The sequence below is a fragment of the uncultured Pseudomonas sp. genome, from assembly GCF_913777995.1.
In the GTDB taxonomy this organism is placed as follows: domain Bacteria; phylum Pseudomonadota; class Gammaproteobacteria; order Pseudomonadales; family Pseudomonadaceae; genus Aquipseudomonas.
Window position 1 is genome coordinate 92,038 of record NZ_CAJYVE010000010.1, and the last position, 15,640, is coordinate 107,677.

General features: G+C 59.3%; 18 protein-coding genes and 1 pseudogene. 13 read left to right on the plus strand and 6 right to left on the minus strand.

Translation table 11 applies throughout. The annotated features are described in order from the left end of the window. Positions 1–12: 12 nt before the first annotated feature. The 3 genes from rsxB (at position 13) to QZ497_RS03175 (ending at position 1,976) form a co-directional block, all read left to right on the plus strand. Entirely contained in the window at positions 13–1,014 is a 1,002-nt protein-coding gene (gene rsxB / locus QZ497_RS03165) for an electron transport complex subunit RsxB (RefSeq protein ID WP_295471563.1), read from the plus strand. A gap of 31 nt (positions 1,015–1,045) precedes the next feature. Continuing rightward, the gene (nth, locus tag QZ497_RS03170) at positions 1,046–1,684 is read left to right on the plus strand and encodes an endonuclease III (RefSeq protein WP_295470957.1); all 639 of its coding nucleotides are present in this window, start codon (positions 1,046–1,048) and stop codon (positions 1,682–1,684) included. A 106-nt stretch (positions 1,685–1,790) separates the two neighbouring features. Further along, positions 1,791–1,976 carry a PA3496 family putative envelope integrity protein gene (locus QZ497_RS03175; RefSeq protein ID WP_295470959.1) on the plus strand — a complete coding sequence of 62 codons (186 nt, stop codon included), beginning with the start codon at positions 1,791–1,793 and terminating at the stop codon, positions 1,974–1,976. Between the two features lie 215 nt (positions 1,977–2,191). Here QZ497_RS03175 and QZ497_RS03180 read toward each other — a convergent pair whose 3' ends face one another. Beyond that, positions 2,192–2,818 carry a response regulator transcription factor gene (locus QZ497_RS03180; RefSeq protein ID WP_295470960.1) on the minus strand — a complete coding sequence of 209 codons (627 nt, stop codon included), beginning with the start codon at positions 2,816–2,818 and terminating at the stop codon, positions 2,192–2,194. Positions 2,819–3,889: 1,071 nt separating this feature from the next. Between QZ497_RS03180 and QZ497_RS03185 the strand changes: the two genes are divergently transcribed. The 3 genes and pseudogenes from QZ497_RS03185 (at position 3,890) to QZ497_RS03195 (ending at position 5,363) form a co-directional block, all read left to right on the plus strand. Beyond that, entirely contained in the window at positions 3,890–4,441 is a 552-nt protein-coding gene (locus QZ497_RS03185; protein ID WP_295471565.1) for a hypothetical protein, read from the plus strand. Positions 4,442–4,559: 118 nt separating this feature from the next. Further along, positions 4,560–4,766 (plus strand): annotated as a pseudogene (locus QZ497_RS03190) (hypothetical protein); the annotation flags it as partial. Between the two features lie 303 nt (positions 4,767–5,069). Beyond that, on the plus strand, positions 5,070–5,363 hold the full coding sequence (locus QZ497_RS03195) for a hypothetical protein (protein ID WP_295470962.1): 294 nt from the start codon (positions 5,070–5,072) through the stop codon (positions 5,361–5,363). Positions 5,364–5,420: 57 nt separating this feature from the next. Here the strand turns inward: QZ497_RS03195 and QZ497_RS03200 are convergent, their stop codons facing one another. Both QZ497_RS03200 and QZ497_RS03205 read right to left on the minus strand, forming a co-directional pair. After that, positions 5,421–6,638 carry an argininosuccinate synthase gene (locus QZ497_RS03200; RefSeq protein WP_295470964.1) on the minus strand — a complete coding sequence of 406 codons (1,218 nt, stop codon included), beginning with the start codon at positions 6,636–6,638 and terminating at the stop codon, positions 5,421–5,423. 115 nt (positions 6,639–6,753) lie between these two features. Further along, positions 6,754–7,719 carry an OmpA family protein gene (locus QZ497_RS03205; protein ID WP_295470965.1) on the minus strand — a complete coding sequence of 322 codons (966 nt, stop codon included), beginning with the start codon at positions 7,717–7,719 and terminating at the stop codon, positions 6,754–6,756. A gap of 150 nt (positions 7,720–7,869) precedes the next feature. Here QZ497_RS03205 and pyrC point away from each other — a divergent pair, with 150 nt between their 5' ends. The 4 genes from pyrC to bfr all read left to right on the plus strand — a co-directional run bounded on the left by pyrC (position 7,870) and on the right by bfr (position 10,658). After that, on the plus strand, positions 7,870–8,916 hold the full coding sequence (pyrC, locus tag QZ497_RS03210) for a dihydroorotase (RefSeq protein ID WP_295470967.1): 1,047 nt from the start codon (positions 7,870–7,872) through the stop codon (positions 8,914–8,916). Continuing rightward, positions 8,913–9,587: a ribonuclease T gene (gene rnt, locus QZ497_RS03215; protein ID WP_295470969.1), complete on the plus strand. Its 675-nt coding sequence runs from the start codon at positions 8,913–8,915 to the stop codon at positions 9,585–9,587. The genes pyrC and rnt overlap by 4 nt, the downstream gene beginning before the upstream one ends. Positions 9,588–9,763: 176 nt before the next feature. Beyond that, positions 9,764–9,982, plus strand: a complete 219-nt coding sequence (locus QZ497_RS03220) for a bacterioferritin-associated ferredoxin (RefSeq protein WP_295470970.1) — start codon at positions 9,764–9,766, stop codon at positions 9,980–9,982. A 199-nt stretch (positions 9,983–10,181) separates the two neighbouring features. Further along, the gene (gene bfr / locus QZ497_RS03225; protein ID WP_295470971.1) at positions 10,182–10,658 is read left to right on the plus strand and encodes a bacterioferritin; all 477 of its coding nucleotides are present in this window, start codon (positions 10,182–10,184) and stop codon (positions 10,656–10,658) included. Positions 10,659–10,786: 128 nt separating this feature from the next. On the opposite strand, the gene grxD is transcribed toward bfr, so the two are convergent. Beyond that, positions 10,787–11,113, minus strand: coding sequence for a Grx4 family monothiol glutaredoxin (grxD, locus tag QZ497_RS03230; RefSeq protein WP_295471567.1), 327 nt, complete (start codon positions 11,111–11,113; stop codon positions 10,787–10,789). A gap of 110 nt (positions 11,114–11,223) precedes the next feature. Beyond that, the gene (locus tag QZ497_RS03235; RefSeq protein WP_295470973.1) at positions 11,224–11,517 is read right to left on the minus strand and encodes a hypothetical protein; all 294 of its coding nucleotides are present in this window, start codon (positions 11,515–11,517) and stop codon (positions 11,224–11,226) included. 466 nt (positions 11,518–11,983) lie between these two features. Between QZ497_RS03235 and argF the strand changes: the two genes are divergently transcribed. Both argF and QZ497_RS03245 read left to right on the plus strand, forming a co-directional pair. Next, entirely contained in the window at positions 11,984–12,901 is a 918-nt protein-coding gene (argF, locus tag QZ497_RS03240) for an ornithine carbamoyltransferase (protein WP_295470975.1), read from the plus strand. Next, positions 12,898–13,977: an ABC transporter ATP-binding protein gene (locus QZ497_RS03245; protein WP_295470976.1), complete on the plus strand. Its 1,080-nt coding sequence runs from the start codon at positions 12,898–12,900 to the stop codon at positions 13,975–13,977. The genes argF and QZ497_RS03245 overlap by 4 nt, the downstream gene beginning before the upstream one ends. A gap of 6 nt (positions 13,978–13,983) precedes the next feature. Here the strand turns inward: QZ497_RS03245 and ybaK are convergent, their stop codons facing one another. Continuing rightward, a complete protein-coding gene (gene ybaK, locus QZ497_RS03250) occupies positions 13,984–14,454 on the minus strand; it encodes a Cys-tRNA(Pro) deacylase (RefSeq protein ID WP_295470977.1) in 471 nt (156 codons plus the stop codon). A gap of 325 nt (positions 14,455–14,779) precedes the next feature. Between ybaK and QZ497_RS03255 the strand changes: the two genes are divergently transcribed. Next, positions 14,780–15,631, plus strand: coding sequence for an MIP/aquaporin family protein (locus QZ497_RS03255; RefSeq protein WP_295470979.1), 852 nt, complete (start codon positions 14,780–14,782; stop codon positions 15,629–15,631). Positions 15,632–15,640: the final 9 nt, after the last annotated feature.

Sequence of the window (15,640 nt, forward strand, 5' to 3'; positions counted from 1 at the left end):
CCGGGCTTTCGCCTGTGTGGCGTTACGGTTTTCATGGGTAACCAGAGCATGAACCTCATTCAGCGCATCGACGCCCTGCTGCCCCAGACCCAGTGCGGCAAGTGCGGCCATGCCGGCTGCCGCCCCTATGCCGAGGGTATCGCAGCCGGCGAAGCGATCAACAAATGTCCACCTGGCGGCCAGGAAACCATCGCCGGGCTTGCCCAACTGCTGGGCACGGCAATCCTCCCTCTGGAGGCCCAACGCGGCGTTGCACCCGCCCAGGTGGCCTACATCCGGGAAGCGGAGTGCATCGGTTGCACCAAGTGCATCCAGGCCTGCCCGGTGGACGCCATCGTGGGTGCGGCCAAGCAGATGCACACGGTTCTGAGCGAGGAATGCACCGGTTGCGATCTGTGCGTGGCGCCCTGCCCGGTGGATTGCATCGACCTGCTGCCCCTCACCGCGACCATCCCCTTGGTGGGTGACTGGCCGCTGACCGCCGAGCAACGACAGGTCCGGGCACACAAACGGGAACACGCCAGGCAGCGTTTCGAACGGCGCAGTGCGCGCCTGCAGCACGAACGTGCACGCCGCCTGGAACGCAACGTGAGCCCGCCGCCCCGCATGAGCCAGCCAGCTGTCACGGTTGCGCCGCCGACGAGCCAGGAAGACCAGGCACTGAAGCAGGCACGCAGCGAGCTGAACATGAGCCGGGCACGCCTGAACAAGTCGCTCAGGGCTTTCGGCCACCCGCCCACCCGTGAACAGGCCATGCGCCTGATCGAGCTGAAGGATCAGGTCGAAGCCGCCGAGCAGGCACTGGCGCGTCTCGAAGCGCTCTCCCCCACGCCCGTGGCGGTACCGGTAGCGACATCGCCGGTCGACCTCAAACGTGCCAAGATCCAGCTCGCCATGGCCAGGGCCAGCCTGAACAAAGCCCAGGCCGCCGGCGCCGACGCCGAACAGCTCGCCCGCTTGAACGCCCAGTTGCACAGTGCAGAACAGGCGGTGCAGGCCGCTCAACAGCCATGAGGGCTCACAGAAGCCCACCAGGATACCGACCATGAACGCCGCCAAACGCCAGGAAATCTTCCGTAGGCTCCATGAGGACAACCCGGACCCGAAGACCGAGCTGGCCTACACCACGCCCTTCGAACTGCTAATCGCCGTGATTCTGTCCGCACAGGCCACCGACGTCAGCGTCAACAAGGCCACGGCACGCCTTTACCCGGTGGCCAACACGCCTGAAGCGATCTACGCCCTCGGCGTGGAAGGTTTGTCGGAGTACATCAAGACCATCGGCCTGTACAACAGCAAGGCCAAGAACGTCATCGAGACCTGCCGCCTGCTGATCGAACAGCACAACAGCGAAGTCCCGCAGACCCGTGAAGCGCTGGAGGCCTTGCCCGGCGTGGGGCGCAAGACCGCCAACGTAGTGCTCAACACTGCCTTCCGGCAGATCGCCATGGCAGTAGACACGCATATTTTCCGGGTCAGCAACAGGACCGGCATCGCCCCCGGCAAGAATGTCGTAGAGGTGGAGAAACAGTTGCTGAAGTTCGTGCCAAAGAACTATCTGCTCGACGCCCACCACTGGCTGATCCTGCACGGGCGCTATGTTTGTGTGGCGCGCAAGCCCCGCTGCGGCAGCTGCCGGATCGAAGACCTGTGCGATTACAAGCACAAGACCTCCGACGATTGAGCGATAGCGTCAATTCGTGCCGAACGATTGAAAAAATCTTTTTTACCCGTTTTGGGTTTGACGTTATAAGGAGCGCCAACACAGCCTAAGCCTGGAGTCACCTTGCATGAGCACTGGCAAAGAGCAACTGGATGTAGACGTAGAAGATGAGTTCGCGAGCGAAGCGGACGATGCCGAAGCTCCAGCAGCGGAACCGGCAAAGACCAATCTGAGCAAGCGCCGCACCATCGACAATCTCCTTGAAGAGCGACGCCTGCAAAAAGAATTAGCCGACTACGACTTCGACATCTAGGTTTTGTACGAAAAGTGCCTGCGCTCGGCCATGCTGCGTTAAAAACAGGCTCGGAATGCTCATTTACTCCAGTAAACTCCGCTTCCTCGCCTGTTTTTGCCTTGCCTGACCTTCGCTCGCCGACTTTTCGTACAAAACCTAGAGCCTCCTCCGTTCATGCCAAGCCTCTCCAGAAGAGAGGCTTGCACAGACAGCTCCGGCGCCCTCCCCCGGCGCTATACCAGTCCGTTTCTCTGCGCCAGTTCGATGAGATCCACCAGTGAGTGGGCATTGAGCTTGAGCAACAGACGTGTCTTGTAGGTACTCACCGTCTTGTTGCTGAGGAACATGCTGTCAGCGATTTCCTTGTTGGTCTTGCCCCGTGCCAACTGCTGCAGCACCATCATCTCACGCCCCGACAAGCGATCGACCATGTCGGCCTCGCTGGCATTGCCCATGCTGGAACGCACGGTATGCAGGGCCTGGTTGGGGAAGTAGCTGTAGCCGGAAAGCACGGCCTTGATGGCGCTCAGCAGCTCGGTGAGGTCCTGCTGCTTGCAGACGTAGCCTGCCGCACCAGCCTGCATGCAGCGCATGGAAAAGTGCCCGGGCGCCTGGGACGTGAGGATCAGCACCTTGAATGGCAGTGCCATGGCCGAGAGCCGCGCGATCACTTCCAGGCCATCGAGCTTGGGGATACCGATGTCGAGGATCACGATATCCGGCAGATGCTCGCGGGCCAGTTGCAGGGCATCCACACCGTTGTCCGTTTCGGCGATAACCTCATAACCATGGCGTTCCATCAGCATCCGTACAGCAAGGCGAATGACAGGATGATCATCCACGATCAGCACTTTATTCATGGGGCAGTCCAATTTTGCTTTTCGAATTTTCGGAACCAGCACAATAGCCTAGTCGTTTAGTAGTTTGCATGACGCCCCCCCCTGGAGACCAACAGCCAAAGACCATTCCCACTCTTAGAACAGAACTTTCCTACAAAACTTGCCGCAAGCCACTGGTTATCAATCCTTATCATACGCTTTCCCCTCTAAATTCCAGTGCAGCAACTTAACTGACTGACAGACCGGCAACTTGCCCCGCCCCCCCTTGCTACAGGAATGCCGCAGGCGGAAAAACCGCTAGACAGAGCGCTCAGCAACGATCCTGAAGTAGCTCCATGCTGAAATCCTCGCACGCCCGAGACGTTGACACGGATAAACCAGGCAACTTGCTATTACCTGAATCCGCCGAACGGTTCTGTTCGGTAATAGCTGGGAGCTACTCGACGATACAGGCAGCGCACCTTGCCAGCTTCTCCTGGCGCGCTGTTTTTCCCGGCATGAAAGTTCGAGACCAAGGCAATGCGAAGAGCCACCTGCCAGTAGCAGGTTTAAAAACTACACGCAACGGAATGGCTTTTTCGTACACATAGCTATTTCAGGAGATAGGCCACAACACATTAGGAAATACCTTACAAAATATTGTTAAAATATTTTCCACGACTACTCCTCCCTCACGAATTGCATTCGCACGCCGCCAATGGCGGCGAGCTAATACCATCTTCAACTGTTTTTCCATAGCAACGGACTGAAACAGGAAATGTACTACAACACTAACAGACGGCTTTAAAGAGTGCGTAAGACACTTACCACAGGCTTAACTTGATCGCTGCAACAGGCCATTTTTTTCTTGATTTTCCTATTTCCAATCGTTACTTTTTCGGCAACCAACTCATTACTTGATATCCACAAACAACAAAATTAGATGAGCACTTTCAGTAACAGAGCACATACATCGCTCTTGTTCACGAGTGTTTCACAAGGATGCTGCCTGCCAGTAGAAACGAAAGGACTCGAACAACATAAACATGGCCATTCAATTTATCGACATGTCGACCTGAAGTTCAGGTCCCGATGATTCTTCTTGAAAAGGCCATGTGTATAACCATGTTCAAAAAGGAATGGATCATGAAGAACAAGCACTCCCTTTCACCCGCCCACTCACCAGCGCCGCTGGACCTGAGCGCTGCAGTCGAGGCCTTTGTGGCCCAAGGCGGCGTGATTGCCGTTATTCCCGACCCTGAAACGACCAATGCCCCGCCTGCCCCTGTCGACGAACCCGCGACCACCGAAGCCGAGACACTCGCCAAGCTGGAACAGCTCAAGGCACTGGTCGCCAAGGGGGCTGGCGTTTCATCCCTCCAGTACTCACTGCGGATGAATCGCAGGGACATCCGTCAGCTGGCCCAGCAACATGGCATCAAGATCAACTTCAGTCGCCCTGTGAGAGTACAACGCCCGGCCAATATGCCTCCGGACCGGGATATCGACGATATCGTCGCCGGACATGCCATGCACTATTCCAGCCTTGGCTACAGCGTGCCGGAAATCGCCCAGTTCCTCGGTCTGAGCGTTCGTCAGGTTCTCGACCTGGGCAAGGCCTACCGCTTCGAATTCAGCGCGCCGCCCCAGGGCGACAAGGCCTGAGCCGGCGCATGCCTCTGACAAGCTCCGGCCGGCCATGTCGCAGCCGAAGGCTTCTGAAGACACGCGCCCAGGGCGCCCTGCGGCGGCCTCACCACACGATCGTTCTGCGAGAAGGCTCATGACCAACCCCACTTGCATCACCCAGCCCATCACCGTCATCGCCCTGTTTGCCGCGCTCTCGGAGGCCTCGGCAGCCACTGTGCTGCCGCATCTGGATGCCGGCAGCCGAGAGCTCTACATCTGGTTCCTGATCGGTTTTCCGTCAGCGCTGGTGACGCTGTTCTTCCTCACGCTCAATTTCAATCCCAGGGTGCTGTATGCCCCTCGCTCTGGCGGCGCTGCCGCAAAAGCCCCCGAGAAAAACCGAAATGGCACAGGTTAATGTGGGAAAAGTAAACGCAAACACAGTACTTAAACTATCGACCTATTAGGAACTTGCAAAACCTGATAGTCGAGAATCAGTTAGACACTCACCGGCCCGCGCTGGTGATTCCTGATAGACACGCAACGCGTGCAGGCAAGTCTAAAGTTGCCCTGTGTCCGGTTTCAAAATGCTCGAAGAGCATGGTGACGCCCTTGCGCCTCTGTACAACCACACGCACCCAACGCTCAACTGAATGGAACTACCATGTCGAAGTTAAAAGAGTTCCGTGATTTGGAACATGCCCTGAAACGGCAGCAGGAAAAGCTCGAACGACTTGCCCATAACGAGCAACTTTCCAGGCTGCTTGAATTCGAACAAAAACTGCTGGCGCTGCTCAAGCGTTACAAGCTGACCTTGCGCGACTTGAAGGACGTGGCACAAGCCAACCCGCTCTGCACCCAAGAGGACAGCGCACGCTATGGCGCCACAGGGCACAAGACAGCCAGGGCCTGCAGAAAACGCACGAATGGGACGAAAAGCGGGGGGCAGGAGAGGTAGCGACGGCTGAATGCCCCCGCAAATGCAGCCCCCTCGGGGCTGCATCGGCAACGGCAATCAGAAGAACTTGCGGTTCTTGTTCGCCGCGATACGCATGCGCAGGGCGTTGAGCTTGATGAAGCCCGCTGCATCGGCCTGGTCGTAGGCGCCGCCATCTTCCTCGAAGGTCGCGATGTTGGCATCGAACAGCGAGTCGTCGGACTTGCGCCCCACCACGACCACGTTGCCCTTGTACAGCTTCAGGCGTACCACGCCGTTCACGTGGGCCTGGGAAGCGTCGATCATCTGTTGCAGCATCAGACGCTCTGGGCTCCACCAGTAGCCGGTGTAGATCAGGCTGGCGTACTTGGGCATCAGCTCGTCTTTCAGGTGGGCGACTTCGCGGTCCAGGGTGATGGACTCGATGGCACGGTGAGCCTTGAGCATGATGGTGCCGCCAGGGGTCTCGTAGCAGCCACGGGACTTCATGCCCACATAACGGTTCTCGACGATATCCAGGCGGCCGATGCCGTTTTCGCCACCGATGCGGTTAAGTTCGGTCAGCACTTGGGCAGGCGTCATGTCCTTGCCGTCGATGGCCACGATGTCACCGGCGCGGTAGGTCAGTTCGATGTAGGTCGGCGTGTTCGGCGCGGCTTCTGGCGACTTGGTCCAGCGCCACATGTCTTCTTCGTGCTCGGTCCAGGTGTCTTCCAGCACGCCGCCCTCATAAGAGATGTGCAGCAGGTTGGCATCCATGGAGTAAGGCGACTTCTTCTTGCCATGGCGCTCGATCGGGATCGCGTGCTTCTCGGCGTAGTCCATCAGCTTCTCGCGCGACAGCAGGTCCCATTCACGCCATGGTGCAATGACCTTGACGCCAGGCTTGAGTGCGTAGGCACCCAGTTCGAAACGCACCTGGTCGTTACCCTTGCCGGTCGCGCCATGGGAAATGGCGTCAGCACCGGTCTCGTTGGCGATCTCGATCAGGCGCTTGGCGATCAGCGGACGGGCGATCGAGGTACCCAGCAGGTACTCACCTTCGTAGACGGTATTGGCACGGAACATCGGGTAGACGAAGTCGCGCACAAACTCTTCGCGCAGATCGTCGATGTAGATCTCTTTGACACCCATGGCCTGGGCCTTGGCGCGAGCCGGTTCGACCTCTTCGCCCTGTCCCAGGTCAGCGGTGAAGGTCACCACTTCGCAGTTGTAGGTGTCTTGCAGCCACTTCAGGATCACCGAAGTATCCAGACCACCGGAATACGCCAGTACGACCTTGTTTACGTCCGCCATGCCATCACTCCACGGGGTTGTACGGAAAACCGCTGATTCTACCCCTCAAAGCCGGAGATTTACAGTAGCGCGACAGCTTGTGACCTCCAGGCGACAGCCGTGTACAGCCGGGAGGTCAGGAAGTCTTGGCGGCCGCCGCCGCGCCGCTGGCGGTCGGCGCAGGTGTCGGAGCGGGTGCCGCGGCAGGTGCGGCCTCAGCGGGGGTCGCAGGGGCCGGGCGCTCGGTCGGCGCCACGCGCTCCAGATGCACGTTCACCCGCCGGTTACGTGCCCGGTTGGCGTTGTTGGTGTTGGGGACCAGTGGGTAGCGTTCGCCATGAAAACGCAAGGTGATCTGCTCTTCCGGCACGCCATTGGCCTTGAGGTAATCCATGACCGCCAGCGCACGACGACGGGACAGGTCGCGATTGGTCAGGCGGTTGCCACTGTTATCCGAATGGCCATCGAGCTCGACGTGATTGACCGTCGGATCGGCTTTCATATACGCCAGGATGTTATCCAGGCGCGCCTTGGCCTGGGCGTCCAGGTCGATACCGCCCCCAGGAAACCCGACTTCCGCCTGTTTGATCTGATCGAAGTTCATCGGCAGCAGCTTGGCCGTGCAGCTCTGGTACTCGCCGAAGGCTTCGCGAAAGCGCGCCGGCAGCAGGCGGACTTCCATATTGCCGCCACCATCGCGCACATAGTGACGAATCACCGGGCTGCGCCCTTCGAGCAAGCCGTTGATCAGACGTCCGGCCTGGGCCTGGGAGGTGTTGAACGGAATCTCGCCATTACTTACCCGTACCGACCCCAGATTCAGATCACCACGTCCCGGCTGCCAGGGGGCGGCCGCCGCCAGCAGGGTCGCCGAACCACTGCCCATCATGTTGTAGGCGGCCTTCAGACGGAAGGTCGCCTGCTCGCCGGCACGACGCACGAACTCACCGGCACCGAAATCGGTGATCGGCTGGCTCAGACGACACTCGAACTGATCGCCCTCGACTTTCCATTCGACTTTTTCCAGACGCGTCTGGAAGTTCACGGCCATCGCTGGGAGGCTGGCGAACAGGCTGATCAGGGCTAGATATCGCTGGCGCACGGGAGGCTCCACGTAAAAAAATGACCGCAAAACAAAAAATACCCACCTACAGCCTGTCTATCGGTAACTTCCTACAAAACTTGATAGCGAGTGCCTGAGACGGTCTTTTCCGGTAGCATTCCGGCGAGTTCGAACCGCCTGGAATCCCCCATGTCCGACCGCCTGACCCTTTTGCGTCCCGACGACTGGCACATCCATCTCCGTGATGGAGCCGTACTGCCCCATACCGTCGCCGACGTCTCCCGCACCTTCGCCCGCGCCATCATCATGCCTAATCTGGTGCCTCCGGTGCGTAATGCCCAGCAGGCCGATGCCTATCGCCAGCGCATCCTGGCCGCGCGCCCGGCAGGCAGCCGTTTCGAGCCGCTGATGGTGCTCTACCTCACTGACCACACCAGCCCCGAGGATATCCGCGCTGCCAAGGCCAGCGGTTTCGTCCACGCCGCCAAGCTCTACCCTGCCGGTGCGACGACCAACTCCGACTCCGGCGTAACCAGCCTGGAGAAGATTTTCCCGGCGCTGGAAGCCATGGCCGAAGTGGGCATGCTGCTGTTGGTACACGGTGAAGTCACCCGTAGCGAGATCGACGTCTTCGACCGCGAGAAGCTGTTCATCGATGAACAACTGAGCCGCGTCGTGGAGCGTTTCCCACAATTGAAGGTGGTGTTCGAACACATCACGACAGGCGATGCGGTGCAGTTCGTCAACCAGGCCAGCGCTAACGTCGCGGCGACCATCACCGCGCACCACTTGCTGTATAACCGCAATCACATGCTGGTGGGTGGTATTCGTCCACATTTCTATTGCCTGCCGATCCTCAAGCGCAACACACATCAGGTTGCACTGCTCGACGCCGCCACCGGCGACAGCGGCAAATTCTTCCTGGGTACAGATTCGGCACCGCATGCCCAGCACGCCAAGGAAGCCGCCTGCGGCTGTGCCGGCTGCTATACCGCCTATGCGGCGATCGAGCTGTATGCCGAAGCCTTCGAACAGCGCAATGCGCTGGACAAACTGGAAGGTTTCGCCAGCCTGCATGGTCCGGCGTTCTACGGCCTACCGGCAAACCAGGACACTATCACCCTGGTGCGCGAAGAGTGGACGGCTCCGGCCAGCCTGCCTTTCGGCGAACAGACTGTCATTCCGCTACGCGCTGGTGAAAAACTGCGCTGGCGCCTGCTGGAGAATCAGGCGTGAGTGAAGATCAGTACGACGAAGACCTGGACCTGCAAGGTGGCGGCGGCGCCCGCCACCCCATGGCTGCGCGCTTTCGCGGGTATCTGCCAGTAGTGGTCGATGTCGAAACCGGCGGGTTCAACGCCGCGACCGACGCATTGCTGGAAATCGCCGCCGTGACCATCGGCATGGACGAAAAGGGCTTCGTATTTCCGGAGCACTCGTATTTTTTCCGCGTCGAGCCTTTCGAGGGCGCCAATATCGAGCCCGCGGCTCTGGAGTTCACCGGCATCAAGCTGGACCACCCGTTGCGCATGGCGGTGAGCGAGGAAACTGCACTCACCGACATTTTCCGTGGCGTACGCAAGGCCCTGAAAGCCAATGGCTGCAAACGTGCGGTGCTGGTCGGCCACAACGCCAGCTTCGACCTGGGCTTCCTGAACGCCGCCGTGGCGCGCATGGATATGAAGCGCAACCCTTTCCATCCCTTCTCCAGCTTCGACACCGCGACCCTGGCTGGTCTGGCCTATGGTCAGACCGTGCTGGCCAAGGCGTGCCAGGCGGCCGGCATCGACTTTGACGGCCGCGAAGCACACTCGGCGCGCTACGACACCGAGAAGACCGCCGAGCTGTTCTGCGGAATCGTCAACCGCTGGAAAGAAATGGGCGGCTGGCACGACTACGACGACTGATCGTGTCGCTGCGCCTGCGCCGCCGGGTGGCGGCGCAGCCTTTTGAAGCTCAGCCTGTCGCGAGGCTGAACCGCTCATCGAATCCTCGCATGCCGATCAAAAACAATTTTGACAAGCATTCTCATTACGATTAGTCTCTTCGGCAACACGCATCACACAGAGACGGTCCCAAGTTTATGTATGTTTGCCTTTGCCAAGGTGTCACTGACGGTCAGATTCGCGAAGCGATCTTCGAAGGCTGCTGCAGTTACCGCGATATCCGCCAGACCCTGGGTGTAGGCACTCAATGCGGCAAGTGCGCCTGCCTGGCCAAGGAAGTGGTGCGCGAAACGCTGACCGAGCTGCAGACCACTCAGGCCGCACTGGCCTACCCCGCAGAATTTTCTGCCGCGTAAATCACGCCTGAATCCCGAAACCGGACAATGTCCGGTTTTTTTATGCCTGTAATTCAATTACTTAGGCTCAAGATGCAGAACTCAAACATTCTTATTCAGATTTAATTTCACTTATTATTCAATAACTTAGGTTTGACACTAGATTAAGTCGGGATCAAACTCGCGGCCTATAGACATTAGCCTGCGGCAGGAACTCGACATGAAAGGCGACATTACAGTCATTCAACATCTCAACAAGATCCTTGGGAACGAGCTGGTCGCTATCAACCAGTACTTCCTGCACGCGCGTATGTACGACGACTGGGGCCTGAACAAGCTCGGTAAACACGAGTACCGTGAATCCATCGACGAGATGAAACACGCGGACAAGATCATCAAGCGCATCCTGTTCCTGGAAGGCATCCCCAACCTGCAGGACCTCGGCAAGATCCTGATCGGCGAACACACCAAGGAAATGCTCGAGTGCGACCTGAAGATCGAGCAAAAAGGTCTTGCCGACCTCAAGGCAGCCATCGCTCACTTCGAAACCGTCGGCGATTTCGGCAGCCGTGAGCTGCTCGAAGACATCCTGGAATCCGAAGAAGAACACATCGACTGGCTGGAAACCCAGCTGGGCCTGATCGACAAGATCGGCATCGAGAACTACCTGCAATCGCAGATGGGCGACGAAGACTGAGCAGGCCGTCATGACTGCACCAGGCGAGCCTGGCGCAGACCGCTTGCCTGCAGATGAGCCCTTCATTGCAGGGATCGAAAAAAAGCCCCGCCTGGATCACCAGGCGGGGCTTTTACATGCAGCGCGAATCAGGCCTTGGCTTTTTCAGCCGCCTGTTTGATCAGCGATTGCAGTTCACCCTTCTCGAACATTTCCAGAATGATGTCACTGCCGCCGACCAGCTCGCCGTCTACCCACAGTTGCGGGAAAGTCGGCCAGTTGGCGTATTTGGGCAGGTTGGCGCGAATCTCGGGGTTTTGCAGGATGTCGACGTAGGCGAATTTTTCGCCGCAAGCCATCAGCGCCTGGGAAGCGCGGGCCGAAAAACCGCATTGTGGCGCGTTGGGTGCGCCTTTCATGTAAAGCAGGATCGTGTTGTTGGCAATCTGCTCTTTGATCGTTTCGATGATATCCATCAAGCACCTCGGCTGAACTTTCCGACCCGGTTGTCGGCACGATGGCGCATTGTAACGTAAAGCCGAGGCCAACGCTCGGTCTTGAACGTCAACGTCTTGCGGGGAGGGCTTCAGCCGCTGGTGATTGGCGTGACCTTGCGCTGCATCTGCAGTTCGCTCACGGTCTCGATCTGCTCCTGGGCCACATGCACACCGGTCAGATCGCCAATCAACCGCCAGTGCTCGTCCAGGCCCGAACTGATGGTAGCCATGCGATCGATCATGCGACGCCCTGCCGCCCGAGTGACCTCGTCTTCGCTACGCAGCAATTCGAAAGACATGGATGTCATCGAAGCAGTCAGGTGCGTGAGGGTCCGGGCTGTCAGCCCGAGCAGCTCCGTCAATTGACGTTCCTTTGCGTTCATCCGAAAACCCTCCTATGGATCTGTCTGCTTTATAACCCAGGGTAGACACTAAAGATACAAACGACTTTACCACTGCGTGATGCGCATCGCATTCACAATGATGCCAGATCGCCATGCGCACGATCATCCCTTCGCAAGGCGTGGATTACCCGGACTGCTTTATTACCAATATTGCAAAGCGAGCGAGGGCCGGTGTACAAATGCTCTCTTCCCTCACGAACACCGACGGAGCTGATTCCACCCCTGGCCGACGCCTTGTCATGGCCATGAAGGGTCACCGATCGAGCCAAAATACTCCAACTTCTTATAAATCAACGGCGCCGTTGTGTTGTTGCGACATTTTTTTATAACATCGCGCCTTCCCCTATTCGTCGCTAAATGCGGCCTTCGCCGCAGAGATTGCCCGTTTTCCGGATAAATAACCGTTTTGGGCACCTGCGGTCTGTTGCAAAAAAGGTAGTCAATAATGAGCGCCAGGCACTTTCTCTCGATGATGGATTACACGCCAGACGAACTCCTGGGCCTGATCCGTCGTGGCGTAGAGCTCAAAGACCTGCGAAACCGTGGCGTGCTTTTCGAACCCCTGAAGAATCGGGTTCTGGGCATGATCTTCGAGAAATCCTCGACACGCACCCGTCTTTCCTTCGAAGCCGGCATGATCCAAATGGGCGGCCAGGCCATCTTCCTGTCTCATCGCGACACCCAACTGGGTCGTGGCGAACCCATTTCCGACAGCGCCAAGGTGATGTCGCGCATGCTCGACGCGGTGATGATCCGCACTTACGCGCACAGCAACCTGACCGAGTTCGCAGCCAATTCCCGCGTGCCGGTTATCAACGGGCTGTCGGACGATCTGCATCCCTGCCAGTTGCTGGCTGACATGCAGACCTTCCTCGAGCATCGCGGCTCGATCAAGGGCAAGACCGTGGCGTGGATCGGCGACGGCAACAACATGTGCAACAGCTATATAGAAGCGGCCATCCAGTTCGACTTCCAGCTGCGCGTGGCCTGCCCTTCCGGCTACGAGCCGAATCCGGACTTCATGGCCCTGGCCGGTGAGCGGGTCACGATCGTCCGCGACCCGCGCGAGGCTGTCGCGGGCGCGCACCTGGTCAGCACCGATGTGTGGACCTCCATGGGCCAGGAAGACGAAGCCGCACGGCGCATGGCGTTGTTCGCGCCTTACCAGGTCACCCGCCAACTGCTCGACCTGGCTGCGCCGGAGGTGCTGTTCATGCACTGCCTGCCGGCACACCGCGGCGAGGAGATCAGCGAAGACGTGCTCGACGACCCGCGTGCCGTCGCTTGGGACCAGGCCGAAAACCGCCTGCACGCGCAAAAGGCGCTTCTGGAGTTCCTGGTCGCCGCTTCCTACGCGCCATGAGCCATTCACTGCTGCTCAACCTGCGCGGGCTTGCCTGCGGTTATCAGGACAGCCGCGTGGTGCAGGACCTGAACCTGCACCTCAACGCCGGCGACATCGGCTGCCTGCTGGGTTCGTCAGGCTGCGGCAAGACCACCACCCTGCGCGCCATCGCCGGTTTCGAGCCCGTTCAGGCCGGCGAGATCAGCCTGGCAGGCGCAGTGATCTCGCGCCCCGGTTTTACCCTGGCACCGGAAAAGCGCCGTATCGGCATGGTCTTTCAGGACTATGCCCTGTTCCCTCACCTGAACGTGGCAGACAACATCGGCTTCGGTATTCGCCGCCATCCGCGCTTGCGCGAGGTGGTCGACGAACTGCTGGAGCGGGTCAACCTGAAGAACCTGGGCAGCCGCTACCCGCATGAATTGTCCGGTGGCCAGCAACAGCGCGTGGCGCTCGCCCGGGCACTGGCTCCGGAGCCGCAGTTGCTGCTGCTCGACGAGCCTTTCTCCAATCTCGACGTGGAACTGCGCAAACGGCTCAGTGCCGAGGTCCGGGAAATTCTCAAGGCACGCGGCACCAGCGCGATTCTGGTCACCCACGATCAGGAGGAAGCCTTCGCAGTCAGCGATCATATCGGCGTCTTCAAGGAAGGCCGCCTAGAGCAATGGGATACGCCCTACAACCTCTATCACGAGCCGCTGACGCCCTACGTGGCAAGCTTCATTGGCCAAGGATATTTCATTCGTGGACAGCTTCTCGACCACGATGCCATCCAGACCGAACTGGGCGTGCTGCGTGGCAATCGCGCCTACCCAGGCCCCAGCGGCAGTGCAGTCGACGTACTGCTGCGCCCGGACGACATCGTCCACGCCCCGCACAGTGCCTTGAAAGCCCAAGTGACCGGGCGCACCTTCCAGGGCGCATCGACCCTGTACAACCTGCGGCTCGCCACCGGCAGTCAGCTTGAAGCCCTGTTTCCCAGCCATGTCGATTGCATGCCGGGCGATGAGGTCGGCATTCAGGTCGCTGCCGAGCATCTGGTCGCCTTCCCGGCCTCGGGCAGTGTGCAGGCGTCCCGCGCCACCGCGCTTTAAAGTTGCTCAGGCACGACCGATGGCAGCAAAGCTGGCCGCAGTCTGCGCGGCCAGGGCCGCCGCCGCCAACTCGACCTCCAGACCCCGCCGCCCGGCACTGACGAAAATGGTGTCGAAAGGTTGTGCGCTCTGGTCAATGAAGGTGCGCAAGCGCTTCTTCTGCCCCAGCGGGCTGATACCTCCCAGCAGGTAACCCGTCGCGCGTTGCGCCGCCGCCGGATCAGCCATCTCGGCCTTCTTCACTCCAGCCGCCAGGGCCAGGGCCTTGAGGTCAAGGGTGCCAGCGACCGGCACTACCGCGACCAGCAGTTCACCCTTCTCACTGCAGGCCAGCAGGGTTTTGAACACCCGGGCCGTTTCCAGCCCCAGTTTCTCGGCGGCTTCCAATCCATATGAAGCAGCCTTGGGGTCATGCTCGTAGCTGTGTACTCGATGCTCGACGCGATTTTTTTTCAGCAGATCCAGTGCGGGGGTCATGGTCGTTCCAGAACGTTCGTGGCGGGGCTCACTGTAAGCCAAAACCGCGATAGGCTGCGGGCTTTCGTCAAAATTTCCCGCTTCCCTCCCAGCCCTTTACCACTCGGTTTGCCGACGTTTCGCAACGCGCAATCATGAAAGCTTGTCTACGGTTCATATTCGACCTTTGACAGTTCAATTCAACGGTTATATTTTCGTTTGCGAAGATAGTCGAACATTCGATTCGACACCCGTCAGTGTTTTCGCTTCATCCCGATGTCCTGCTGCACGAGCCGATCCGATAAACGCCTGACGCGAGCCGGGCAACAACAATAACGAGGTTTGCATGACAATCCATATCAAACAGCCCAGCCTGGCTGGCCAATGCACCGCCGAGTTCCTCGGCACCGCCCTGATGCTCTTTTTCGGTACCGGTTGCGTGGCAGCGCTCAAGGTCGCCGGTGCCAGCTTCGGCCTCTGGGAAATCTCCATCATCTGGGGGATGGCGGTCAGCATGTCCATCTACCTCAGTGCCGGTGTCTCCGGCGCCCACCTCAATCCGGCGGTGAGCATCGCCCTGAGCCTGTTCGCCGGTTTCGAAAAGAAAAAGCTGCCTTTCTACATCGCCTCGCAGATCGCCGGCGCGTTCTGCGGCGCCGGCCTGGTGTACCTGCTGTACGTCAACCTGTTTTTCGACTTCGAACAGGCACACCAGATGGTTCGTGGCACGGCGAAGAGCCTGGAGCTGGCATCGGTCTTCTCGACCTATCCCAACCCGGCCATTTCCGTCGGCCAGGCATTCCTCGTCGAGGTCGTCATCACCGCCGTGCTGATGGCCGTGATCATGGCCCTGGCCGACGACAAGAACGGCCTGCCACGGGGTGCTCTGGCGCCCCTGCTGATCGGCCTGCTGGTGGCCGTCATCGGCAGCGCCATGGGTCCGCTGACCGGCTTCGCCATGAACCCGGCCCGCGACCTGGGTCCGAAGATCATGACCTTCCTGGCTGGCTGGGGTGACATCGCCTTTACCGGCGGACGCGACATCCCCTACTTCCTGATTCCAATCTTCGCCCCGATCATCGGCGCCAGCCTCGGCGCAGGCTGCTACCGCCTGCTGATCGCTCGCCACCTGCCTGGTGCCGAGGAACCACAGCCCGCCAGCGAACAGGTCGGCGCCAAGGCGCAGGCTTCTTCCTGACTCCGTTCA